This window comes from Steroidobacter sp. (genome assembly GCF_036402275.1).
In the GTDB taxonomy this organism is placed as follows: Bacteria; Pseudomonadota; Gammaproteobacteria; order Steroidobacterales; family Steroidobacteraceae; genus Steroidobacter.
Window position 1 is genome coordinate 21,521 of the sequence record NZ_DASWTF010000055.1, and the last position, 24,310, is coordinate 45,830.

A 24,310-nucleotide genomic window follows, 5' to 3' on the forward strand; every position below is an offset into this window, starting at 1 on the left:
AGACAACCCGTGATAGACAGAGTTTTTCCCGCAGCCCTTTGTGCTTCGCCCGCGGCCGAGCATGGAGCACGGCACGCAATTCGTTTGGCGGCATGCGGGCTCCTGCTTGCTGTCGCGGCTGCGTTCACATCCGTTGCCGCGAAGTCCGAACCCGCGCCGAAACAACCCAACATCGTGTTCGTGCTGGTGGACGACTTGCGCTATGACGCCATGGGTTTCCTCACACCCGGACTGAAGACCCCCAACATCGACTTCCTGGCCAGGAACGGCGTGTACTTTCCCAACGCGGTGGTGACATCCGCGCTGTGCTCGCCGAGCCGCGCGACCATTCTCACCGGGCAGACGGCACGCAATCACGGGGTGATCGACAACAACAACTCCAGCGAGAAAGGCCTGGTGTTCTTTCCAACCTTCCTGCAATCGGCCGGCTATCAGACCGCATTCATCGGCAAGTGGCACATGGGCGACGCCACGGACGCGCCGCGACCCGGCTTCGACCATTGGGTGAGCTTTCGCGGTCAGGGCAGTTACTTTCCTACCGATGGCTTGCCGTCCGAGCAAATCGCCGCGGGACGCAAGCACATGCTCAACGTAAATGGCCGAGCGGTGGAACAGCATGGATACATTACCGATGAACTGACCGACTACGCGATGCAGTGGTTGGAGCGTGGCCGCGATTCGACCAAGCCGTTCTTTCTGTATCTGTCGCACAAGGCGGTTCACTCCGACGCCAAGCCGCCGTCGCGATACGCCGAGCAGTACGCCCATCTGCAGATCAAGCTGCCGGCCAGCATGGCGAATACCGAACAGAACAATCGCGGCAAGCCGATGTGGGTGCTCAATCAGCGCAACAGCTGGCACGGCGCGGATTTCCCGTATCACACGAATCAACCGCTCAGCGAATACGTGCGCGAGTACTACCGCACCTTGAGTCCAGTGGATGACGGCCTCGGGCGCATTCTCGGCTACCTGCGCAAGAACAAGCTGGAGAAGAACACGCTCGTGGTGTTCTACAGCGACAATGGCTTCTTGATCGGCGATCACGGGTTGATCGACAAGCGCAACGCGTACGAGCCCTCGGTACGCGTGCCGATGGTGGCCTATTCGCCGGGTCTGCTGCCAAAAGGTGTCGTGAATCCCGCGCGCGTGCGCAACCTGGACCTGGCGCCGACATTTCTCGATGTCGCTCGCGTTGCCCCACCAGCACATTTCGAGGGCAAGAGCATCCTGCCGATCGCGTCCGGAAAAGTCCCGGCCGAAACGTGGGCCGAGGAGTTCGTCTACGAGTACTACTGGGAGTGGACGTTCCCGCATACGCCAACCACGTTCGCGATCCAGCGCGGCAATCTCAAATACATTCAGTATCACGGCGTCTGGGATATCGAAGAGCTCTACGATCTCGCGGCGGATCCCGAAGAAATGAACAATCTCAGCGACGATCCGGCGATGCTGAGCGCCAAGATGGAGTTGCGACATCGACTTCACGCCGCGCTCGCCAACCGCGACGGCAAGCATGTAGTGCCATTTACCGAGCGGTTCAGCAGCGGCGTCGTGTCCCGCGACAAGGACGGACCGGGCGCGGCGCCGTTTCCGCCCCGATGGCTGAAGGCGCCGAACGATCCGAGCCGCATGAACGGTTTGTTCCCGGATTCGCCGAGGAAGCTCGAGGCCGAAGCGTCCGGGAAGCCGTATCGACCGACGATGACCACGGACCCCGAGGCGCGTTGACTGAGGGAAGCCTGACAACGAGGGGATGAGCCTATGATGCGGGAGTTGAAGCGCGATCAAGCCCAGCGCTTCCGCGAGCGGCGACTCCGGCGCCTTCTGCCTGCGCGTATGCACGCACGCCATAGGCACCGCCGACGCTGAGCTTCCCGGCGCTATCGAGATTCCTGTCGGCCCACGCTGTCAGCGCTCACTGTTGATCGACAGGGCTGACAGTGTCGCCGGCAATCAGCGTGGGCAAGCTTCGTAGCCCGGGATGACTTCTCAGTCGCAATAATGCCCGATAAGACCGTGGCGCCCCCGCAAAACCGCAGGTCAAGCACTCCACGCGCGGATCGAGATTCTCCTGGGGTGCAGGCAATATTTTGCGGCTAGGGGTGACCAATCGACCCCAAGTCACTCTTATTGGGGTAACCATCGAAGGAGACTGTCTTGGCGGATTCCAACGCTCAATCCCTGGTCGCGGGGCTTGTGGCGAGTCACGGGCTGCAACTGCGCCGATTTTTGCTCGCGCGCGTGCGGAACGTGGCGGATGTGCCGGATTTCATCCAGGAGGTGTACCTGCGGATGCTTCGCGTGCCCAATGCGGAGTCCATCCGCTCGCCGGAGGCGTATCTGTTCACGGTCGCTCAGCACGTGGTCCAGCAGCAGGCATTGCAGTCGGGTCCTTCGGGCAGTCCCGCGCAGCTCATGCGCATGCTCGATCCATCGCCCTCGACTCACGATGCCAATCCGGAGCTGGATGCCAGCGCTCAGCAATGCCTGGAACGACTGCAAAAGGCATTGGACGGTTTGCATCCCAGGGCAAGGGCCGCCTTCATCCTGAGTCGTCGCGACGGCCTCAACTTCGACCAGATCGCTGAGCGCCTGGGCGTGTCGCGGCCCATGGCCAAGAAGTATCTGACCAAAGCATTGATGCGCTTTCGCCAAAGTCTGGCGGAGCAGGATTAGGTCGCCGCCATGGAGAGCCGTGCCCGAGGCAAGTTCAACGCGCAGATTTACGAGCAGGCGTGCGACTGGTTCGGCGAATGCCGTTCCGGCGGGTTGGACGCCGCCGCCCGGCGTGATTTCGACCGATGGCTGCGCCAATCACCGGATCACATTGCCGCCTATCTGGAAGTCGCCGCTCTCTATCAAGAGGCTCGTGCCGCCATTCCGGAGACTGAGAATGTCGAGGCGCTGATCGCGGCAGCGGCTCGACATCACGATAACGTGGTAGAGCTTGCGCCTGACACACCCACGCGACAGGTTCCAACCTCGCTGCCGTCGCCGCGCAAGCGCACGTTCGCCGTCACCGCTTCGCTTGCGATCGCTGCGGCAGTGCTGGTGATCGTATCGCAGATGTCCTGGCCGCAGACCTATGCGACGGGCATCGGCGAGCAGCGGTCGATCGTGCTCGCGGACGGATCGACGGTGGATTTGAACTCGCGTTCCAAGATCAGGATTCGATTCTCGTCTCAACAACGCGGCATCGAGCTGATCGACGGCCAGGCGTTGTTCAAGGTCGCCAGGGATCATGCTCGGCCATTCGTGGTTGAGAGCGGAGGCACTCGCGTTCGCGCCGTCGGCACGCAGTTCGACGTCTATCGCAAACGACAGGGCACCATCGTCACCGTCGTCGAAGGTCGCGTCGCCGTGCTCACCGAGCGTGGCGACGGCGATGCGACCGTTGTCGAACCGCAAACTGGCGCGCTCGGGCCGGGCTTGCTGGTGTCGGCTGGCGAGCAGGTGAAGGTCAACGAGAGCACCGCGCAGCGCTTGCCCCATCCAAATATCGACGGCGCCACCGCCTGGCGGCAGCGTGAGCTGGTGTTCGATACCGCTTCGTTGTTCGAAGTGGCGGAGGAGTTCAACCGTTACAACACTCGCCGATTGGTCATCGACAAGGACGAGCAGTACGACTTCCATATCAGCGGCGTGTTCTCCTCGACCGACCCCTCGTCGCTGATTCGTTTCCTGCAAGCACGGCGCGATCTGCGGGTCATCGAGACGGAAACGGAGATCCGCGTCGGAAAAAATAACTGACGGGCCGGGGTATCCGATGTTCGCTCCCGCACTCTTCTAACGCATGAGCCCACGTCAACTGACGCTGGGTACTACAAGCCTCTTCAGGGGCAGGGGAGTTCTCATGCGTTTGAGCGTGCTGGCGGCGGCGATATCACTTTCGGTCGGCCTGTCGACGGCGGCGGACGTGCAGGCCGCGATCAAGAAACGAACCTTCATTCCTGCGCAGGGACTCGGTCCGGCGCTGCGGGCCTTCGCCAAAGATCACAAGTTGCAGATCATCTATGTTTCCGAGGAAGTGGCGAAGCTGCACACGCGGGGTGTGGTCGGCGATGTGACCAGTGACGAAGCACTGCGAGCGCTGCTGCAGGGAACGGAGCTCGAATATCGGTACCTCGATGAGCGAACGGTCACCGTTTTCTTGGCAACTGAGGCGGAGTCGACGCAATCGACGAGCGCGCTGGAAGCCTCTGAAGGCCTGCGTCTGTCGCAGGCAAGCAATGTTTCATCGTCGACCGAATCGACGCTGGCGCTGGAGGAAGTGATTGTCACCGCGACCAAGCGTCCCGAGGCGGTACGAAGAATCTCGGGCTCCGTCAGCGCTCTGACGGGCAATGAGTTGGAGAAAGTGGGCGCACAGAGCATGGCGGACTACATCTCCCGCACGCCCGGTGTCATCTTCAATGGCAGCGCGCCCGGAAATTCCACCGTCACCATCCGTGGTATCTCCACGACCACGCGCATCGACCAGGGACAGGGAACGACCGGCTACTTCCTCGACGACGTCCCGCTCACCGATCCGTTCTTCTCCATCGCCATTCCCGACATCGACGCCTTCGATGTCAACAACGTTTCGGTACTGCGGGGGCCGCAGGGCACGTTGTTCGGATCCGCATCGCTGGGTGGCGCGATCAACTACCAGACGGCCAAGCCGGATGCCTCTAAATGGGACGCGCGCGTGCAAGGCAGCTATGCAGGTGTCACTGACGGCGGCGACAGTCAGTCCGGCAAAGTCATGATCAATGCGCCGATTGTGACCGACAAGCTGGCGGTGCGCGGCGTCTATGTCTATCGCGACGATGCCGGCTTCCTCGACAATGTCGGCACGGCACGCGACGATGTGGATCGCGTGCTGGTTCGCGGCGGGCGGGTGCAAGCGCTTTGGGCGCCGACTGATCGAACCAAGGTCAACTATTTATTTCTGAATCAGACCTTGGAGAACGACGATGTGGGCTATCAAGAGCCCGAGACCGTGGGGAATCTGCAAAAGAGCACGGTGGTGCCGGAACGCAGCGAGTATGAAACCACCATCCATAACTTGCGTGTCGATCAGGAATTCGACTTCGGTACGTTGACGGTTTCCGCGGCTCACCATGAGAAGCGGGCGGAGAGCACAGAGGACGCCACGGCGGATCTCGAGTCGCTGCTGCCGGGCGTGTCGCCGATAACCATCAGCGCGCCCTCGACCAGTCGCGGTAAGACGTTTGAAATCCGGCTGGCGTCGCCGACCGGGAGATCCTTCGAGTATCTCATCGGCGCAATGCGCGACGATACGCACATGGACATCCGCAACCTGGCGGGTGGCCCGGGAACCGCGGCGGTCATCGAAGAGCTATTCGCTCCGTTGCTCGGCCCGGGCATCGGTGAGATCTCGGCGCCCGGCGATATCTTTCTGAACGCCCGCATCCCGGTGCATGGCGAGGAGAATGCACTGTTCGGTGAGGCGACCTATCACTTCAACGATGCGTGGAAGGTGACGCTTGGCGGTCGCGGGTTCGATACGAAGGTCGAGAATGCGACAGAGTCCAGCGGGTTCTTCACGCTGCTGACCACCGGCGAACTGCAGACTTCGCAATCCGGTACGCAGAAGGAACGCGGGTTCACGCCGAAGGCTTCAATCACGTGGACGCCGAGCGATGACTTCATGGCGTACGTCCTCGCGAGCAAAGGTTTTCGCTACGGCGGACCGAACATCATCGTATCCGAGCCGGGGTTTACGGTCCCGCCGGAGTTCGATTCAGATTCACTGTTCAATTACGAGTTGGGCGTGCGCTCGGATCTGTTCGGGCAGCGCGTGCGCCTGGATGGCACCGTGTTCTTCATCGATTGGCGGGATATCCAGCTGCGCCAGCAGACCCCACTGCGGCTGAACTATGCGAGCAATGCCGGCAAGGCGGAGAGCTACGGCTTGGAGGGCACGGCGACGATCATGATTGCGCGGGATTTGGTGTTCACGACCAATCTCACCTATCTGAATGCCGAGCTGGTGGAAGATTTCAATCCCGGCGGCGGTCAGCAGATCGTGCCCGCGGGTTCCACGCTGCCCGGCGCCTCGGAATGGCAGGTGTCTAGCACGCTCAGTTATGAGATGTCGGAACTGCCGCTGGCGCCGTCCTTCGTGCTTTCCCATCGCTATCTCTCGGAAGCCCCCGGCATATTCGGTGCCGGCGCGGAGCAGGGCGATTTCAGCGTGGTTGATGCGCGCGTCGCGTTGAGGTTCAACCAGTTCAGCATCACTGCTTTCGTCAACAACTTGACCAACAGTGACGGCGTCACGACTGCTCTGGACGATCCGCTTCAACAATACTTGATCCGGCCTCGCACGATCGGTGTGACGCTCGATTACCGGCTCTAGTCCGATCTCCCATCCGCGCAATTCAACCGACCGGTGCAAACGCGCCGGTCGGGATTCGTTCGAGGAAAATCAATGCGCCATTTCAGAAGACTCTTGCTTGCTGTCCTGCTCGGTGCCGTCGCGACGGGGGTAACTGCCGCGGCGTGGGCCCAGAACACACCGGCGACTACTGTCATTCACGCGGGCCATCTGATTGCCGAGCCGGGCAAGCCGCCGCTGACGAATCGCTCGGTGATCGTCGAGGACGGTAGAGTCGTTGCGGTCAAGGAAGGCTTCGTTGGCGGCGACAATATCATCGACTTGAAGGACAAGTGGGTCATGCCGGGCCTCATCGATATGCACACTCATCTGACCGGCGTGCTCGACCTGGCGGCACCGACAGAGCCGCAAATTGCAATGGCCTACCTGCGTCCGCCGGCGGAGACGCTGCTGAGCATGTTGCCCAGAGTGAGGACGCTGTTGATGAGCGGGTTCACGACGATCCGCTCGCTCGCCGATCAGTCGAGCACAACGTATGCGCTTCGAGATGCCATCAACAAGGGCATCGTCGTGGGCCCGCGCATGTTCGTTTCGGAGCCGCAGATCTCTGTCGATGGCGGCGACCTGGATGCATCGCGCTGGGGCGTTCGCAAGGATCTCGAGCAATACGTGTCCAATCGCGGTAACTGCACGGGCGTCACCGAGTGCATCAAAGTCGTCCGTCAAGAAGTGCGTCGGGGTGCCGATGTGATCAAGCTGCGGCAGTCTGGTTTGCCTGTCGAAGATCCGCAGGTTCAGATGGTCGAGTCCCAGGCTGAAGTGCAGGCCATCATAGATACCGCGCATCAGTTGGATCGCAAAGTGGCGGCGCATGTCAGCGGGACGCCGGCTTATCTGCATACGGTCATCGCGGCTGGCGCGGACACGATCGAACACGGTCCGGTCGACGATGCGGCGATTGCCTTGATGAAGAAGCACGGCACTTCGTACACGCCGACGTTGCTCGCGGCAAAGATGATCGACTATCGCTTCCAGGAAGGATTGGAGGGGGTCGGCAAGGCGTATCGCGCGGGCGTGCCCATCATCTTCGGCACGGACATCGGCATCTTTGGCGTCGAGCAGAGCCATCTGGAGTTTGGCTTGCTCGCACAGGCCGGTATGCCGCCGGAGCAGGTGCTGCGCGCGGCGACAGTGAACGCAGCCAGTGCATTAGGTCGCGGCGACAGCCTGGGCGTGATCGCGCCCGGCAAGTTCGCGGACATCATCGCGATGAAGCGCGATCCCTTTACGAAGATCGACGCGCTCGGCGACGCCGGCGAGATCTCGTTCGTGATGAAGGAAGGGCAAGTATTCAAGGATGCTTGGTAATGTGGCCGCATCGTCCGCTGCGATTTCCGTTTTCCGCAAGAGCCCTTCGAAGGCAGCGTTCCGGTCACGGCCATAGCCATCTCTCGGCACGTCGCTGCTGTATGCTCGTTGCCGCGGCCAGCATTGCGTCGCTGCTTCCGGCGGCTTCGCCCGGCGCGTCGCTACCTATCAGCCCGGCCTCGATTGATCGAACAGTCGCGCGCACGATGGAGGCATTCGAGGTGCCGGGCGTGGCGGTTGGCATCGTCAAGGACGGCAAGTTGGTGTTCGCCAAAGGTTACGGGGTGCGTGAGTTGGGCAAGCCCGAGTCGGTGGGCCCGCGCACACTGTTTCAGATCGGCTCGAACACGAAGGCATTCACAGTAGCGGCGCTGGCAATGCTGGTCGATGCGGGCAAGTTTCGGTGGGACGATCGTGTCATCGACTACTTGCCGCAGTTTCGTCTGTACGACGCCTACGTCACCCGAGAGTTCACTATTCGAGATCTGCTCAGCCACCGCAGTGGTCTCGGTACGGGTGCGGGCGATCTGATGTTCTTCCCGGAGACGGACTTCACACGCGAGGAGCTGATTGAAGGGTTGCGTCACCTGAAGCCAGCGACATCGTTCCGGACCGAATACGACTACGACAATGTTCTGTACGTGGTTGCCGGCGAAGTGGTTGCGGCCATCAGCGGCGAGTCTTGGGAGGACTTCATCGCAAATCGGCTCCTGGCGCCCTTGGGTATGTCGCCATGCGCGCCGACCTACGAGCGTGTCATCGACAGAAGCGATATGGCATCGCCACACGCCCACGTCGACGGCCATCTCAAAACCATCCCCGTCGAGAAACTGCAGTTGAGCGCAGCGGCCGGCGCTATCAATTGCAGCATCGATGGCATGGCGAGGTGGCTGCAGGCGCAGCTCGCGCAAGGCAAGGCAACCAACGGTCGAAGCATATTCAGCGCCGAACGCGGCGCCGAGATGTGGTCTATGAACACTATCAAGCCGATTCAACCGGAGCTGGCGGCACTTACGCGAACCCATTTTGCCGGCTATGCGTTGGGCTGGGAGGTGCGCGACTCGTTCGGTCGAAAGATTGTCTCGCACACCGGCGGCGTGCCGGGCTCCGTAACCTGGATCACTCTGGTGCCGGAGCTGCAGCTAGGCGTGATGGTATTCACCAATCAGCAAAGCGACATCGCCATGGAAGTCGTGGGCAATCAGATCCTCGACGCCTATCTGCAAGCGCCAACACGCGATTGGGTAGCAATCGGCGTTGCATTCGATGCACGCCGGGCCGCGCACGCGAAAGCTATCGAGGACGAAGCACGCAAAGTGAGCGCAAGCGCGAGTCCGCCGGCGCTATCTCTTGAAGCATATGCCGGTTGTTACATCGATGCCTGGCGTGGCGCGGCTACAGTCAGGCGTGAAGGCGACAACCTCATTCTGAAATTCGGCCGAACGGATCGACTGGAAGGAGTGCTGCATCCGTTCCGGGGCAATGTTTTCATCGTTCGATGGAACGACCGCAGCCTCGATGCGGACGCGTACGTGCGCTTCGGTCAGGGCTTTGGCCGCGACATCGAGCGCATGAGCATGCAGGCGGTCTCGCCAGCGACGGACTTTAGTTTCGATTTCCAGGACCTGGACTTTCGCAAGGTCGAGTCGTGCTCGGGGCTGAAACAATGAATGGCGCCGAGGCCACGCTCAAAGCACTGGCCGACGCGGGCGTCGACGCCTGCTTCACCAATCCCGGCACCAGCGAAATGCAGATGGTCGCGGCGTTCGACCGCGAACCGCGCATTCGACCGGTGCTTTGCTTGTTTGAAGGCGTTGCCACGGGCGCGGCCGATGGCTACGGGCGCATCGCCGGAAAGCCGGCGACGACACTGCTGCATCTGGGCCCGGGATTGGCCAACGGAGGCGCCAATCTTCACAACGCTCGCCGTGCGCACACGCCGATGGTGAATATTGTCGGCGATCACGCGATTTCGCATCAAAAGCTCGATGCGCCGTTGCAGTCGGACATCGTGAGTCTGGCTCGGCCGTATTCGTCATGGATCAGATCGGCGGCGACGCCCGACGCTGCCTCTCGCCTGGCGCGCGAAGCTGTGGCAGCGAGTCTCGCGCCGCCGGGTGCGATATCGACATTGGTCCTGCCTGCCGATTGCTGCTGGAACGAAACGACCAAGCAGCATATGAGCGATGAAGTGGTGGCACGCGCGCCGACCTTGCACACGTCTCAGGAACACATCGAGGCGGCGGCCCGAGCGTTGCGCTCGGCGCGCAAACCTGTGGTGTTACTGGGCGGCTCGGGATGCACGGAACGAGGCTTGATGGCGGCCGCTCGTCTGCATGCGTCGGGCGTTCGCATCATGATGGACACGTTTGTGAGTCGACTGCCGCGTGGAGCAGGGCGATTCGCGGCCGAGCGGCTGCCGTACTTCGCCGAGATGGCGCTGGTGAAGCTGCATGACACCGATTTGATGCTGTTGGCGGGGGCGCGAAGTCCGGTAGCGTTCTTCGCTTATCCCGACAAGCCAAGCACGCTGGTGCCTGCGTACTGTGAGGTGCAGACCCTCGCGGCACTACATGAGGACGTGACTACGGCGCTTGAGTCGCTTGCGCATGCTGTGGGTGCCAAGTCGGCCTCAGCTACCGCATCGTATGCGATGCCGGGTGCTTGTTCCGGAGCACTCACACCGGCAACGGCAGGAGTTTCGCTAACTCGCTGGATGCCGGCAGGATCCATTGTTTGCGATGACGCGGTCACAGCGGGATTGTCGGTTTTCGAGGCAACGATTCCGGCGCAACCGCATGATTGGTTGATGTTGACCGGCGGCGGCCATTGGCGCGGGCATGCCCATGGCAATCGGTGCGGCCGTGGCAGCGCCCGGCCGCAAAGTCATCAGCCTCAATGGCGATGGTGCCGGAGCGTTCACGTTACAGAGTCTCTGGACCATGGCGCGTGAGCAACTCGACATTGTGACCGTGGTGTTTGCCAATCACGCGTATCGCATTCTGGATATCGAGTTGATGCGGACACGGGCAGGTGTGCCAGGGCCTGCAGCGGCGAAGCTCGTGGCGCTCGACAATCCTCGGATGGATTGGGTATCGCTCGCCAAGGGGTTCGGCGTTTCGGCTGTGCGCTGTACTACTTCGGAGGACTTCGACGGCGCGCTCGCCAAAGCTATCGCGTCGCCGGGGCCGCAGTTCATCGAAGCGGTTTGGAACAGCGCATGAGCATACAACGCTGGCTCGCGCGCAAGTCCGTGGAAGCTCTGCAGCGAGAGTCCACATCGCACGGGCTTAACAGAACGCTTGGCCCGACCAATCTGCTGCTCATGGGCATTGGCTGCATCATCGGTGCGGGTGTCTATGTCATGACCGGCGCGGCGGCGGCGAGTTTCGCGGGACCCGCCGTCACGATTTCATTCGTGCTTGCGGGCGGCGCGTGCGCGCTGACCGCTTTGTGCTACGCCGAGCTGGCGTCGACGATGCCGGTCGCGGGATCGTCCTACACATATTGTTACGCGACGTTGGGAGAAGGGGCGGCGTGGTTATTGGGTTGGTTGTTATTGCTCGAGTACGGGCTGGCGAGTGCGATTCTCGCGGTCGGTTTTAGCGGCTACTTCGCCAGTCTGCTCTCGGAATTCGGCGCGACCGTGCCGTCGATCCGCGTGAATTTGATCGCGGTGTTCGTCGTCGCCATGGCGATTTTGGTACTGATTCGCGGCGTCCGTGAATCCGCGGTAGCCAACAATGTCATCGTCGCGGTGAAGCTGATTGTGCTGCTGGCGTTCATTATCGTGGGGGCGTCGGCGATTGATCCTGAGCATTGGACACCTTTCGTTCCGCCGCACCAGGGCGGCTTCGCGTATGGATGGCAGGGTGTGTTTCGGGCGGCTTCAATGCTGTTTTTTGCGTTTCTTGGTTTCGAAACCGTGGCAACTGCAGCTTCAGAAGCCCGCAATCCGCAGCGGGACATCCCGATCGGCATTCTTGGCGCGCTCGCGGCCTGCACTCTCATCTACGTGGTCTTCTCCGCAGTGTTGACTGGCATCGTTCCATATCGAGAGCTGGGCGTTGCCGATCCGGTCGCCGTAGCTGCCGATCGCATGGGGTCACCGCATTTCGCGACGCTGATCAAGATCGGTGCGCTCATGGGACTTGCCTCCGTGTTACTCGTCGTGACGTATGGCCAGTCGCGGGTGGCGTTCACGATGGCGCGCGACGGCCTGTTGCCGCCGATGTTTTGCAAGTTGCACCCTCGGTTCCGAACTCCGCATCTCGGCACACTGATGCTCGGTGCGATATCCATGATCGCCGCAGCGCTGTTGCCGATCTCAGTGCTCGGTGACTTGGTCAGCTTGGGAACGGCGTTGGCGTTTTCCATCGTTTGTCTCGCGGTGATGTGGTTGCGCACGTTGCGTCCGGATCTGCCGCGTCCGTTCAGCGTGCCGTTCGGAGGATTGGGCGGATCTGGATCGGCTACGTGCCGGTCGCAGCTATCCTGTTGTGCTGGACCATGATTGTCCCAGTGGCGCTCGATCTCATCCATCAGGCGCGCCAGGGCAGTCCGGAGCCGCTGGTCGTACTTCTTATATATGTATTGGTCGGCGTCGCGATCTATCTGAGAGGCCCGAATGTCAGGTCCAATGGCGCTTGAGGTCGAGCCGTTTCGTTCGATCGGCATCAGTCGTCTCGCGCAACGACTGCAAAGCGAAGGACGATCGATTATTCACATGGAGTTCGGACAGCCGTCGACCGGCGCGCCGCAAGCGGCCATTGCTGCCGCCCATGTCGTTCTGGATCGAGATGGCATGGGCTATTGGGAGAGTTCCGCGCTCAAGGCCCGCTTGGCCCGCCACTATCTCGAGACCTATGGCGTCACGGTCGATCCCGAACAATTCATTCTGACGTGCGGCGCGTCTCCGGCGCTCGTGCTGGCGCTGATCTCTCAGTTTGCCGCCGGTGCCCGCGTGGCTCTGGCTCGCCCGGGCTATGTCGCTTATCGAAATACCCTTCGGGCGCTCCATATGATTCCTGTCGAGATTCCGTGCGGCCCCGAGGTGAGATACCAACTGACGGCGGCCAGTCTGGCGGCGCTCGATCCGCCGCCGGACGCTGTCATCATCGCGAGCCCCGCGAACCCCACCGGCACCATCATCGTGGCCGAGGAGTTGCAAGCCATCGCTCGGGTTTGCAACGAGCGCTGCATCAGAATCATTTCCGACGAGATTTATCACGGCTTGAGCTATGTGGGCCCGGCGCGCTCGATGCTCGAGTTCGAGGCGGATGCATTGATCGTCAATAGCTTCTCAAAATACTTCAGCATGGTGGGTTGGCGGCTTGGCTGGTTGTTGGTGCCGCTCGCGAACCTGGCGCGGGCGCGCGCTTATTACGGAAACCTGTTTCTGACCGCTCCGTCCTTGAGTCAGCATGCAGCGCTCGCGGCGCTCGACTGCATGCAGGAACTGAAGGGTCACGTCCGTGTGTACGCACGCAACCGCGAATTGCTGTTGAACGCGCTGCCGGCGCTTGGACTGGATGCGATCGCGCCGCCTGATGGGGCGTTCTATATATACGCCGACGTGCGGCGTTTCACCGACGACAGTTCGGTTCTGCAAAGAGATGTTGCTCGCGAGCGGCGTGGCAACCGCGCCGGGCATCGACTTCGATCCGGTCGATGGTCGCCACTTCATACGCGTGAGTTTCGCGATCTCCACCGTGGAAGTTCTGGAGGCGTTGCGGCGGTTGACGGCTTGGCTCAACGACGTCAAATCATGAGTGCCTGCCTGGTGCCGCGAGCGTAACGGTCAGGCGCACGGCGGCCACGATCGACCCAGGCAATGGGCTACTCGTGTTCGATCTGGATTTCGGCGATGAGATCACCAACGAACCGGGCGTGGATCGCACGCGCGACAGGTTCAATTCGGGTTAAGTTATTGTTTTATAAAGTGAACTGGTCGGGGCAGTATGGCTTACATGCTGGGGTCACGCCCAATTGCATGCTCGGCGCGAGCCCCAACCGCTATCGACACTCGAACTTGCGTCATGAGGCTCGGGTCCCCCTGGGCATGCGTGGATTACAGGCTCAGGCCAAGTACCTGCACTCTCTTGTGGATAAAAATAATGGTGCGGCATCAGACGCCGAGGCGATTGCCACTGAACTTAACTTCGCCGGCCTGCCTTTACTCTTTCCGAAGCCGCCTGCAACAAGGGACAATGGGAATCCGGAAACCTCGAGTGCGCGCTGCTGACCCCGACAGTCGCGAGTCATCGAAGTGCGAGGGCCGGAAGGGGGCGGCACGTACCTCAGCTAGCGAGCGCGGTGAATCATCGAATGGTACAAGTCACTAATACAACTTTGAGAACTGACTAACTGCAGAAGTGATGTGGGCAGATTACGCGGACCGAATGCGCAAACGGCCACAATTGGATTGGCGATTGTGATTGGTGATCGCGCAACGAGGTGTTGCATGATTCAGATCGAGCAAGACGATATTTCGCGGCCTCAAGTTCTCGCGTTGCTCGAGGAGCATTTGCGAAGCATGTACGAGCTGTCACCGCCGGAAAAAGTGTTCGCTTTCGACGCTTCGAAACTCAACGCGCCGGACGTCACGTTCTGGACAGCCTGGCAGGACGGTGTGCTCCTGGGTTGTGCCGCGCTCAAGGAGCTGTCATCGACGGAAGGAGAGATCAAGTCCATGCGCACGCCGAGCGCGAGGCGGAGGACTGGTGCCGGTAAGGCGCTGTTGAACCACATCATCGACGAGGCACGCACCCGGGCATATCAAGCGCTTTATCTCGAAACGGGGTGTCATCGGGCATTCTTGCCTGCTCAGAGTTTATACCGCAGCGCTGGGTTTGCCATCTGCGGGCCGTTTGGGGGATACCGTGAGAACGGCAACAGCGTGTTCATGTCGCTAAAGCTGGCGTGATCTGCCTGCGTTGACGGGCAGGGAGAGCCTGGGCTATTCTTTATTCGTCGAATTACGAATGACGACCACTTGAGTTCCAACTCCGCACAATGCAGAGCTCCGAAGCGATCGTCCTCCCGCCGGGCCTTGGACGAGGAATCGCTTGCAGTCTTATGCAAGGCGTTGGCGCATCCCGCGCGCGTGAAGTTGCTCAACTATCTAGCCGACTATGGCACCTGCTACTTCGGCAAGCTGACTGACATATTGCCTCTGGCGCCTTCGACAATCTCTCAGCACGTGACCGTGTTGAAGGAGGCCGGCTTGATTCTTGGGTCTGACGACAACACGCGCACTTGCTACTGCGTCAACGCGGAGCGTCTCGAGGAGTTGAAAGAGATGATCGCGGCACTCTGAATTTCTGAGGCGAGTATTCGTAATTCGACGAAATACGATGGAGTAACGGTGATGCAACCCGATGGCTCTGATGTACCTGTGCCGGTCAGCGATGGCAGCTCGTTATCCGCGGCAGCGACTCAATGTTGCGGCGGTCCCGCCAAGAACAATGGCGGAGCATGTTGTGTCAAGGATGAGGAGGCGAAAGCTTCGGGAAGCCAGGGGTGCAGGTGTTCAGCAAGCGAAGCCGCTCCCGTAGCGATGGCCAGTTGCTGTACTGGCGTGGCTACGAAGCTTCCAAACATCGTGCAGGAGCACTTCAGAATGCCAGGTCTTGCACAGTTGCAGCCACGAGAAGTGCAGCACGCTCCGCGGATCCTGGTGCTCTACGGATCCACGCGCCAGCGTTCGTTCAGCCGCTTTCTTGCGGAGGAGGCGGGCCGGCTGCTCGGGGCTTTTGGAGCAGAGGTGCGCTTCTTCAATCCTTCGGGCCTCCCACTGCCTGACGACGCTCCGGACACTCATCCAAAGGTTCAGGAGCTTCGGCAACTCGCAGGCTGGTGCGAGGGCATGGTGTGGAGCTCTCCAGAGAGGCACGGAGCGATGTCCGGGATCATGAAAGCCCAGATCGATTGGATCCCGCTGAACACTGGAGCAGTGCGACCAACGCAGGGTAAGACGCTCGCTGTCATGCAGGTCTCGGGTGGATCTCAGTCGTTCAATGCGGTTAATCAAATGCGCGTGCTTGGCCGATGGATGCGCATGATCACAATTCCAAACCAATCGTCGGTGCCGAAGGCATTTCAAGAGTTCGATGAGTTCGGCCGCATGAAGCCGTCTGCTCTGTACGAACGAGTTGTGGACGTTACCGAGGAGCTGATGAAGTTCACCTTGTTGACGAGAGGCGTGTCCAACTATCTCGTCGACCGGTATAGCGAGCGGAAGGAGAGTGCTGCGGAATTGGCAAAGCGCGTGCAGCTAAATCATGCAGTCACAGGAGTCGGGCGATGAAAGGCAGACCGAACAATATCCACGCCAAGCAGCTTACAAGACGCTCCTTTGTCGGAGTTGGTTCACTCGCAATCGCGGCGATCCCTGCAACTGTCACCGCAGAAGAGATGCGCACGCTGGGCGCTGCCAGGCGAGAGTACGGCGAGCGGTCGCAGTTCGAGCGCGCCGCCCGGCTGTTCCCGTCTGCATCGTCCACGCCGATGACCGGGGCGAGTCGTTCGCCCCTCCAGGATCAGTTTGGAATCATTACGCCGTCAGCCCTGCATTTTGAAAGGCACCATTCCGGTGTCCCGACCATCGACCCGGCGACGCACGAGCTTGCCATTCATGGCCTCGTGGAGCGCCCGCAACGATTTACGATGAGCTTGTTGAAACGGCTCCCATCGGTGTCTCGCATTCATTTCATCGAGTGCGGCGGTAATGCGGGACGAGAGCATCGAGGCAATCCAGGTGCGACGGTCCAGCAAAGTCATGGTCTCGTCAGCTGCAGCGAATGGACCGGGGTTCGATTGAGCAGATTGCTGGCGGAAGTGGGACTCAAGCCCAGCGCTCGATGGATCCTCGCCGAGGGCGCGGATGCGTCTCGACACGCTCGAAGCATTCCGCTGGCGAAAGCGTTGGATGATGTTCTGGTCGCCTACGGTCAAAACGGCGAAGCGCTTCGACCGGAGCAGGGCTATCCATTGCGGCTGTTGGTGCCGGGATGGGAAGGCAACGTCAGTGTCAAATGGCTGCATCGGCTGCACGTTATCGATCAACCCATGATGACGCGCGACGAAGCCGCGAGCTACACGGATCTGATGCCCGATGGCAAGGCTCGATCCTTCAGCTTCGAGATGGAGTCGAACTCGGTGATTACCTCGCCGTCCGGAGGTCAGCAGCTCGAGGGGCGAGGTTGGATAGAGATATCCGGCTTGGCGTGGTCTGGCCGCGGGCGCATAGAGCAAGTCGATGTTTCGACTGATGGCGGGCGCACGTGGGGCCAGGCGGAGCTACAAGCTCCAGTGCTGAGCAAGGCCTTCACGCGGTTCCGCTTGCCTTGGAGATGGGATGGACAAGAGGCGGTATTGGTCTCTCGGTCCAGAGACGAGACGGGCTATATCCAGCCTACCCGTGAAGCGATCGTGGCCGCGCGCGGCACGAAGGAAGGGCCAGATGGCTTCAATCACTACAACGGAATGAAGCCTTGGAGGCTTACTCGCGAGGGAATGGTGACCCATGTTTAGTATGCGCTCGGGTTTGTTCTTGCTTGTGGCAACAGTGGCCGCTGCTGATCCAGCACTACATTCGTCGAGCGACGGCGCAGTTCCATACAACTTGGGTAAACCGTTGACCAACGATCAGATCGCCGCAATCGACATTTCGGTGCTGCCGAATGGCGAAGGGCTGCCCGACGGTAAGGGCTCAGGGCGCGAGGGCGCAAAGGTTTATGCAACGCATTGCGCGGCCTGCCACGGGGATCAGGGTGAAGGACGAGGAGATTTCGTTGCTCTGGTCGGTGGTCGAGGCACGCTGTCATCCAATCAGCCTGTGCTCACAGTGGGCAGCTACTGGCCGACGGCAACCACCGTGTTTGATTACATCCGCCGCGCGATGCCGTACAACACGCCTGGTGTGCTCACCACGAATGAAGTCTATGCCGTCACGGCCTGGATCCTGGAGAAGAATCAAATTGTCGCGCCAGGAACGGTGTTGGATCGCCACGCTCTCCTAAAAGTCAGCATGCCGAACGAAGAGGGATTCGTGCCTGATCCGCGTCCCGACTTAGCGCGCTAAACATCTTGCGACAGCAACGTGCCTGGCGAGAGTACGCAGCATTGCCGGCATGCTACGTCGCGAGGATGACCATTTGGTTAAAGCTCTATGACCCTCGGCAGGCTGGTCTCGTCCAGAATAATTCCATAAAATTGGAATTATGAAATCCGATGACGCGGTCCTGGCACTCAGTGCTTTGGCGCAGGAGTCGCGCCTTGCGGTGTTTCGACTCCTGGTCAAGCGCGGGCCCGATGGCTATTCCCCTGGCGATTTGATCGAGAAGCTCAGCATTCCTGCGTCAACGCTCTCGTTTCATCTGAGCGAGCTGCAAGCGGCCGACCTGATCGGCTCCCGTCGGGAAGGCCGCTTTCTCTATTACAGCGCCAATTTTGACCGCATGAGGGGATTGATCGATTTCCTCACCGAGAAGTGCTGTAGCTTGTCGGATGTTGAGTGCGACAGCGCCTGCGTCCCTGTTCCAGCATCTCGTCGGCGCCGCGCGTGAGCGCGAAAAGGTGAATCCTAATATGCGTATCGATCCGGCCCGACCATCCGACCTGCCTGCAATCCGCTCATTATTGGAGATCGAGGGATTGCCCGCCCGCGACCTCGAAGAGTCCGCGCTCGAATGGTTTTTGGTGGCTCGCAGCGAGGAGCGTGTGCTCGCGGCCGTGGGATTGGAAATCTACGGGCGCGTAGCGCTGCTCCGGTCGCTCGTGGTTGATCCTCAGCTGCGCGGCCGAGGATTGGGTATTCAGATGACCGAAGCGGCTGAGGTCCTAGCCCATCGAGCGGGTGTCGAGTCGATCTACCTGCTGACCACCACTGCCGATGCGTTTTTCCGCCAACGCGGCTATCGGTTCGCTTCTCGGCCGGAGACACCCGCGGCGATCCAATCCACGACACAGTTCAGTGCGCTGTGTCCGTCCACTGCAAGCTTGATGGTGAAGCCATGACGCAGCCTCCGTACCACGTGCTCTTCCTGTGCACGGGCAACTCCGCCAGGAGCATTCTTGCCGAAGTACTCATCAATCGCTGGGGCGCTGGAAAATTTGTGGGGTACAGCGCGGGCAGCTTCCCGAAGGGCGAAGTCAACCCGCTGACGCTTCGATTCCTGGAGCAGGTTGGGCTACCAACGGCAGGGCTACGGAGTAAGAGCTGGGATGAATTCGCGCGCCCAGGTGCCCCGGCGCTTGACTTCGTGTTCACGGTTTGTGATCAGGCCGCGGGGGAAGTGTGTCCCGTGTGGCCCGGCCGACCGATAACCGCGCATTGGGGAGTGCAGGATCCGGCGGCGGCCGAAGGCACCGATGAGGAAAAGCTTGCGGTGTTCAACATGGTCTTTCGCGAGCTCGAAAGTCGCATCAAGATCTTCTGCAGCTTGCCGCTTGCGTCACTCGATCGCGTCCGCATCAAGGAAGATGTGGAGAAGATCGGCCGAACGACCGCGGATTGAGTCCATATCCGTCCACGTTTCATCTCTCCTGCCCGCACTGCGCCGTGGGTAAATCCCCCTGGTGAATCGTATGGCTGAAGCACTCACCCGCAAGCTCTCGTTTCTGGATCGCTATCTGACGCTCTGGATATTCGTCGCGATGGCAGTCGGCGTCGCGATCGGTCATTGGTTCGAGAGTGCGCCCGCGCTCATTCAGCGGTTCGATGTTGGAACCACCAACGTGCCCATCGCAATCGGCCTCATCCTCATGATGTTCCGCCGTTGGCGAAGGTTCGTTACGAGTTGCTCGGCCGGGTGTTCGCCGACACGAAGATCCTGCGCCTTTCTCTTCTGCAAAACTGGATTATCGGTCCTGCCCTGATGTTCGTGCTGGCAGTGCTTTTCCTGCACGACTTCCCAGAGTACATGGCCGGCTTGATTCTCGTTGGCATCGCACGGTGCATCGCGATGGTGCTTGTGTGGAACCAGCTTGCGAAAGGAAGCAGCGAGTACGGCGCGGCACTCGTCGCGCTGAACAGCGTGTTTCAGATCCTGACATTCAGCCTATATGCTTGGGTGTTCATGACCGTGCTGCCGGACTGGCTTGGCCTGCACAGCACGGCGGTCGATGTCAGCATGGGAGACATCTTCAAGAGTGTCCTGATCTATCTGGGCATTCCTTTTGCGGCGGGATTCCTGAGCCGCCGCATCCTGGTCGCGCTGAAAGGGGAGAACTGGTACACGAGCATCTTCCTGCCGCGTGTTTCTCCGATCACGTTGGTTGCACTGTTGTTCACCATCGTCGTGATGTTTGCTCTGAAGGGCGACACCATTGTCCAGATCCCGCTGGACGTGCTCAGAATAGCTGTGCCGCTGATGCTCTATTTCGCGCTGATGTTTCTGCTCAGCTTCTTCATGGCTTACCGTCTTGGCGCCGACTATGAACGCAGTGCCACGGTGGCGTTCACGGCGGCGGGGAACAACTTCGAACTCGCCATCGCCGTCGCAATCGCCGTGTTCGGCATTGGCTCGAAAGTGGCCTTTGCTGCAGTGATCGGTCCCTTGGTTGAAGTGCCCGCGCTGATTGGGCTCGTCCACCTCGCGCTCTATTTTCAGCGGCGGTTCTATCGGGGCGCCCGGCAAACGCCCGGACGCAGGTTGGCATCCTCGGCATCGGTTGGGCCGAGTCCCGAATAAGCACATCTGCTCTAGAGGTAAGTTGCGTTCATTGCCGCTTCGGCACACAAATAGGGCCGGGGCAACTGTCGGCAATCCGTGCTACTCATGTTTCCAAACCTTCAGTGCTGAAACGAGCAAGACCGCTGCAAGCACTGGTAGTAATAGGACGCTTGGCGCGAAGCCGAGCACGAGACCACCGACAAATGCGCCTGCCACGGATCCGACTGCCATCATCATCACGAATGAGCGGTTTCGGTGAAGGACGTGGAAGCTGGCATCGCGGCTGTACCTCGCAAACCCAATCAGCATGGTCGGCATAAGTCTTCAGTGGACGCAGATAGTTCCGGAGAAGTGATCCACTCCGCCGCCGGCAAGCCTCCGCCCTGACCTTGAAAGGCTACCGTCGTCATCCCGCGGCGATTCGGGATGCGTCCTGAGCACGGCGGCACGGCCCGGCGTGCAACCCGGCTGAGCATAGAACGACGTGAACTGCATGCCCTCGGCGGCTAGGCGATCGAGATTCGGTGTGGGCATGCCGCGATGCTGTCGCCGAGCTCGCGTCAGTGGTGGGGGAGTTTGGTGCCGAGCCGTTCCCCCGTCGAGCAGCGCATTCGGTTCGCAATGTTCGCTGGCGCACCGAGAGGCGAGCGCCGTTAAGTCACAGTACCGGCAGGTGTCACATGGAGAAGCGTATGAAACACGAGCCAGCGGTGCCAAGCGACGAACCAGAGTGGGGTGTTGCGTTACCGTCGAAGTCGGATCAACCCACGGCGGCTGACCGCCGCTCCGACAAGATTCGATGCTGGCGGCGACGGGCGCTGTTGAAGCGCGGTGCGCGGCTGCACATGACGATGGTCGCGAATGCGCAATCAAATTCGTTAGCGTCGTTGGCCATGCTGGATGAAGCGGGCACAGTGGTCAGCTGGTACGGCAGTCCAGATGGACGCGATTACGACTCCCAGGAAGTCATCGACCGTCATCTGTCGTTGTTCTATTCCTCGGAGGAGGTTTCCAGACGACAGCCAGATCGTGACTTGCGTGCCGCCGTCATCGAAGGCCGAATCACTCGACAGGCGTGGCGCCGCAGGCCCGACGGCAGCGCATTCTGGGGCACTATCGACATCGAACCGGTCGTGCTTCGGGACGGGCGCGTGCAGGGGTTCAGCTATGTAGCGAGCGCTCCAGACCAGGTTGAACACAGCCTTCGATGAAGAAAGGACTGGGTGAACTACCCGCATATCGATGGACGTAGTCAGTATCACACGTGAGGCGGACGCTCGGAGATCTGCTGCAATAATTTAGCGAATTCAGTATCCGTTTGCATTGGTGGCCGGGAGTTGATGCTCTCCAGAACTCTCCGCGCAAGGATCGAGGAACTGTTTTGGAGGTCCAGCCCCGCCAATTCCAGTAGCTGGTCGATGCGGTGATCGGAATCGTCTGACGGCATGTCTGCAGCTCATTTGCTTCGCGTCCCCACGATGTGGGGCGCTCTGCGAAGTCTCAATCTGTCAATGCGCTGCGATGTGTATTGGTTCGAAACAGCCCGCGGACAAATATATTTACCTATCTAAAGGTGACCGAAGCGCGCACACTGGGGGCCGGTTCATATCTTGGAGAAACTCTTGCGCTTTTGGGCGATTAGTCGGCTCGTTGCTGGATGTACGGCATTATTACTCGTTGAAATTACAGCCAGCGCCCAGGCGCAAAGCTCTCTTTCCTCAATTCCGGAGCATGCCCGTCCGAGAGTCTATGGCAGCGGGTGGGAGTGTGCGCGCGGCTATCGAGAGACGGAGGGACGTTGTATCGCGGTGGTCGTCCCGGCGAACGCATATTTAGATGCGCGGGGGACGTCTTGGCGCTCCAATCGCGGATTCCTCAATGACAATCAGCGATGCACGCCCGTACGAGTGCCGCAGAACGGTTATGCCGTGGACTCCAGCTACGATCAGGGCTGGCGCTGCAATCGCGAGCAACGGAGCTCGGTCTCGGCACGGCGGTCGATTATCGATTCGTCAGGCAGTTCAAGCTCAGCCGCGACGAGTGATCGTCAGTACGCGTGGAGCCGGGTGCGGCGATGGTAAGGGTGACCCGCGTGCCCATGCCAATGTCTCTACCTCCCACCTCGAGCGTTCCGCGCAATTGAGCTGCGAAAGTTCGGATCAGCTTCAACCCCGTGCCTTCGGCGCCGTTGGGCGAGGCTAAGCCATGACCGGTGTCTTCGATGCGAAGTAATAACGCGTTCTCGCGCGTGCGCTGGAGCGCCACAACGATCAGGCCCGCGGATTCATTCGCAAATGCATGCTTGTATGCGTTGGTTACAGCCTCATTTGCGAGCAGCACCAAAGCTACCGCGTCCTGGGCGGGCAGTTTTATCTGATCGCATTCGATCTGCAACGTCACGTGCGGGTGCGTGCGGCCAGAGGATTGTCCTAGCGCGCTCCCCAGCGACTGCAATAATTGCGGCATGAATATGCTCTGAGTGCTGTTGGCGTTCGCGTACAGCAGTTCGTGAACCCTTGAAAGGAGATGCAGGCGGGCAGCGTTATCCAGCAAAGCATCGCGCACCTGCGCCAATGAGCTTGCTCGCGCCTGCATGGCCAACAAATTCGAGGCTATCTGCAGCGTGTTCTTGGTGCGGTGGTGCGCTTCGTCGATCAACGCGTCTTTGAACCGGAGTGCTTGCCGATTTGCGATCTCCGTCTGTTCGAACAGCGCGCGCTCTTCGTGCCGATCGTGGGTCAGCAGATTCTGCTGCGCCCGTTGGTGTGCGCGGGCGTGGTCGCGAGCTTGTTCCTGCAGCCGCAACGCCAGCGTCAGCTGTGCCGACAGTTGTTCCGCGATACGCACGTCGTCCCTGTTGAAGAGCGCCTGGCTGTCGTGATGCGCAACCCAGAGCGTGCCCAGCGGCTTGCGCCCGCCGTCGTACAGTGGAATGGTCAGGATCTCGGCGATCGACGGTAGTTTATCGGCCAACTGGTCGAACACGCGCTGGGGCCGTGAGATAAGAATGGCGATCCCAGTATCTAAACAGAGGCCGCAAGGACTACCTTCGCGAGGCGTGTCGGTAGCCTCGTGCGCGGACAGTGCTCCCCGAACGGCTTCCCAGCGCACAGTTGCTGCACCGGTTTGATCCAGATGCAGGAGGCTCAGCCCTGCGCTGCCGGCGCCGCAAAGATCCTGCGCAATGTCGAGCACCTGTCGCACGGTTGCACCTGGGTTTTCGGCAAGGGACTCGGATAACTTGCAGATTGCCGCTGACTCGGCGTGCAGATTCGGAGGAGACGTCCGTGGCGGTAATGCGTGTGCCGGAACGTAGCAGTCGGGATAACGATTGCGTCGTTCCGCGGTGGTCGGGTTGATCATGGATAGTGCTCCGGCGTGCGAACAGTCCATTGGGTATGCGGCAGCGTCCCGTCCAGCCAGCAGGGCGGTCATCCGGATCCCGTCGCGACATGCGCGGTGCTGTCGGTGAAGATCAGTTCGACTCGACGGTTCGATTGTCGGCCTGCAGCGCTGTCATTGCTCGCGATGGGGAAGTCGAGGAGGCTCACGCCAATGGCCAACGCCGTACTCTTTCGATGCACGCGTGTTGCAACAATCAAGTGCGAGTAAACATTTCCGAGAACAGCCGAGGCGGGGCGCATTGCAGTTATCTCTGTTTTGGCGAGGGCTGCCGGATCGGCAGTTCATGTGTTGCCGGTGAGACTGCGCTGCCGCGCCGGGAATCTCGGTGCGCTGACGCACATAGCGTGGATGTGCGATGTTGGTACTGCCGGCCAGGCTTGGAATATTCGTTCGGGTGTGCGCTAGCGTACATCGCGATGACGGCGGTGCGCGTATCTTTGACGTGACGCTGCAACATCCTCCAGCCGTTCTACGAGGGCCATTGGTTTCTTTCAAACAAAGTGCGGGCGAGAACCGT

The 24,310-nt window shown here is 60.4% G+C and carries 19 protein-coding genes and 3 pseudogenes; 20 read left to right on the plus strand and 2 right to left on the minus strand.

What is annotated here, in order from left to right; all coding sequences use genetic code 11:
• Window positions 1–78: 78 nt before the first annotated feature.
• The 19 genes and pseudogenes from VGD45_RS33210 (at window position 79) to arsB (ending at window position 20,406) form a co-directional block, all read left to right on the plus strand.
• Entirely contained in the window at window positions 79–1,728 is a 1,650-nt protein-coding gene (locus VGD45_RS33210; protein ID WP_414717626.1) for a sulfatase family protein, read from the plus strand.
• Window positions 1,729–2,157: 429 nt separating this feature from the next.
• On the plus strand, window positions 2,158–2,676 hold the full coding sequence (locus VGD45_RS33215) for an RNA polymerase sigma factor (protein WP_331159712.1): 519 nt from the start codon (window positions 2,158–2,160) through the stop codon (window positions 2,674–2,676).
• Between the two features lie 9 nt (window positions 2,677–2,685).
• Window positions 2,686–3,750, plus strand: coding sequence for a FecR family protein (locus tag VGD45_RS33220; RefSeq protein ID WP_331159713.1), 1,065 nt, complete (start codon window positions 2,686–2,688; stop codon window positions 3,748–3,750).
• Window positions 3,751–3,853: 103 nt separating this feature from the next.
• Complete coding sequence (locus VGD45_RS33225; RefSeq protein WP_331159714.1) at window positions 3,854–6,364, plus strand: TonB-dependent receptor; 2,511 nt, start codon at window positions 3,854–3,856, stop codon at window positions 6,362–6,364.
• Between the two features lie 72 nt (window positions 6,365–6,436).
• Window positions 6,437–7,711 carry an amidohydrolase family protein gene (locus VGD45_RS33230; RefSeq protein WP_331159715.1) on the plus strand — a complete coding sequence of 425 codons (1,275 nt, stop codon included), beginning with the start codon at window positions 6,437–6,439 and terminating at the stop codon, window positions 7,709–7,711.
• Window positions 7,712–7,812: 101 nt separating this feature from the next.
• Entirely contained in the window at window positions 7,813–9,381 is a 1,569-nt protein-coding gene (locus VGD45_RS33235; RefSeq protein WP_331159716.1) for a serine hydrolase, read from the plus strand.
• The gene (locus VGD45_RS33240; RefSeq protein WP_331159717.1) at window positions 9,378–10,664 is read left to right on the plus strand and encodes an acetolactate synthase large subunit; all 1,287 of its coding nucleotides are present in this window, start codon (window positions 9,378–9,380) and stop codon (window positions 10,662–10,664) included. Before VGD45_RS33235 ends, VGD45_RS33240 begins: the two co-directional genes overlap by 4 nt.
• On the plus strand, window positions 10,558–10,935 hold the full coding sequence (locus tag VGD45_RS33245) for a thiamine pyrophosphate-dependent enzyme (RefSeq protein WP_331159718.1): 378 nt from the start codon (window positions 10,558–10,560) through the stop codon (window positions 10,933–10,935). The genes VGD45_RS33240 and VGD45_RS33245 overlap by 107 nt, the downstream gene beginning before the upstream one ends.
• Window positions 10,932–12,224 (plus strand): amino acid permease, encoded by a 1,293-nt coding sequence (locus VGD45_RS33250; RefSeq protein WP_331159719.1) that lies wholly within the window; start codon window positions 10,932–10,934, stop codon window positions 12,222–12,224. Before VGD45_RS33245 ends, VGD45_RS33250 begins: the two co-directional genes overlap by 4 nt.
• Window positions 12,225–12,350: 126 nt before the next feature.
• Window positions 12,351–13,482, plus strand: a pseudogene (locus tag VGD45_RS33255) (aminotransferase class I/II-fold pyridoxal phosphate-dependent enzyme).
• 692 nt (window positions 13,483–14,174) lie between these two features.
• Window positions 14,175–14,636, plus strand: coding sequence for a GNAT family N-acetyltransferase (locus VGD45_RS33260; protein WP_331159721.1), 462 nt, complete (start codon window positions 14,175–14,177; stop codon window positions 14,634–14,636).
• Window positions 14,637–14,762: 126 nt separating this feature from the next.
• Window positions 14,763–15,029, plus strand: a complete 267-nt coding sequence (locus VGD45_RS33265) for a metalloregulator ArsR/SmtB family transcription factor (protein ID WP_331159722.1) — start codon at window positions 14,763–14,765, stop codon at window positions 15,027–15,029.
• Window positions 15,030–15,269: 240 nt separating this feature from the next.
• Window positions 15,270–16,019: an arsenical resistance protein ArsH gene (arsH, locus tag VGD45_RS33270; protein ID WP_349263413.1), complete on the plus strand. Its 750-nt coding sequence runs from the start codon at window positions 15,270–15,272 to the stop codon at window positions 16,017–16,019.
• Window positions 16,016–17,245 carry a sulfite dehydrogenase gene (gene soxC, locus VGD45_RS33275; protein ID WP_331159724.1) on the plus strand — a complete coding sequence of 410 codons (1,230 nt, stop codon included), beginning with the start codon at window positions 16,016–16,018 and terminating at the stop codon, window positions 17,243–17,245. The genes arsH and soxC overlap by 4 nt, the downstream gene beginning before the upstream one ends.
• A gap of 103 nt (window positions 17,246–17,348) precedes the next feature.
• Window positions 17,349–17,795, plus strand: a complete 447-nt coding sequence (locus tag VGD45_RS33280; protein WP_331159725.1) for a cytochrome c — start codon at window positions 17,349–17,351, stop codon at window positions 17,793–17,795.
• 139 nt (window positions 17,796–17,934) lie between these two features.
• Window positions 17,935–18,279, plus strand: coding sequence for a metalloregulator ArsR/SmtB family transcription factor (locus tag VGD45_RS33285; RefSeq protein WP_331159726.1), 345 nt, complete (start codon window positions 17,935–17,937; stop codon window positions 18,277–18,279).
• Window positions 18,280–18,301: 22 nt separating this feature from the next.
• On the plus strand, window positions 18,302–18,730 hold the full coding sequence (gene arsN2 / locus VGD45_RS33290) for an arsenic resistance N-acetyltransferase ArsN2 (RefSeq protein WP_331159727.1): 429 nt from the start codon (window positions 18,302–18,304) through the stop codon (window positions 18,728–18,730).
• Window positions 18,727–19,230 (plus strand): arsenate reductase ArsC, encoded by a 504-nt coding sequence (locus tag VGD45_RS33295; RefSeq protein ID WP_331159728.1) that lies wholly within the window; start codon window positions 18,727–18,729, stop codon window positions 19,228–19,230. Before arsN2 ends, VGD45_RS33295 begins: the two co-directional genes overlap by 4 nt.
• Window positions 19,231–19,300: 70 nt before the next feature.
• Window positions 19,301–20,406: pseudogene (gene arsB / locus VGD45_RS33300) on the plus strand (ACR3 family arsenite efflux transporter).
• Between the two features lie 338 nt (window positions 20,407–20,744).
• Here arsB and VGD45_RS34250 read toward each other — a convergent pair.
• Window positions 20,745–20,952, minus strand: a pseudogene (locus VGD45_RS34250) (sulfatase-like hydrolase/transferase); the annotation flags it as partial.
• A gap of 128 nt (window positions 20,953–21,080) precedes the next feature.
• Between VGD45_RS34250 and VGD45_RS33305 the strand changes: the two are divergent.
• The gene (locus tag VGD45_RS33305) at window positions 21,081–21,599 is read left to right on the plus strand and encodes a PAS domain-containing protein (protein ID WP_331159730.1); all 519 of its coding nucleotides are present in this window, start codon (window positions 21,081–21,083) and stop codon (window positions 21,597–21,599) included.
• Window positions 21,600–22,389: 790 nt separating this feature from the next.
• On the opposite strand, the gene VGD45_RS33310 is transcribed toward VGD45_RS33305, so the two are convergent.
• On the minus strand, window positions 22,390–23,823 hold the full coding sequence (locus VGD45_RS33310; protein ID WP_331159731.1) for a sensor histidine kinase: 1,434 nt from the start codon (window positions 23,821–23,823) through the stop codon (window positions 22,390–22,392).
• Window positions 23,824–24,310: the final 487 nt, after the last annotated feature.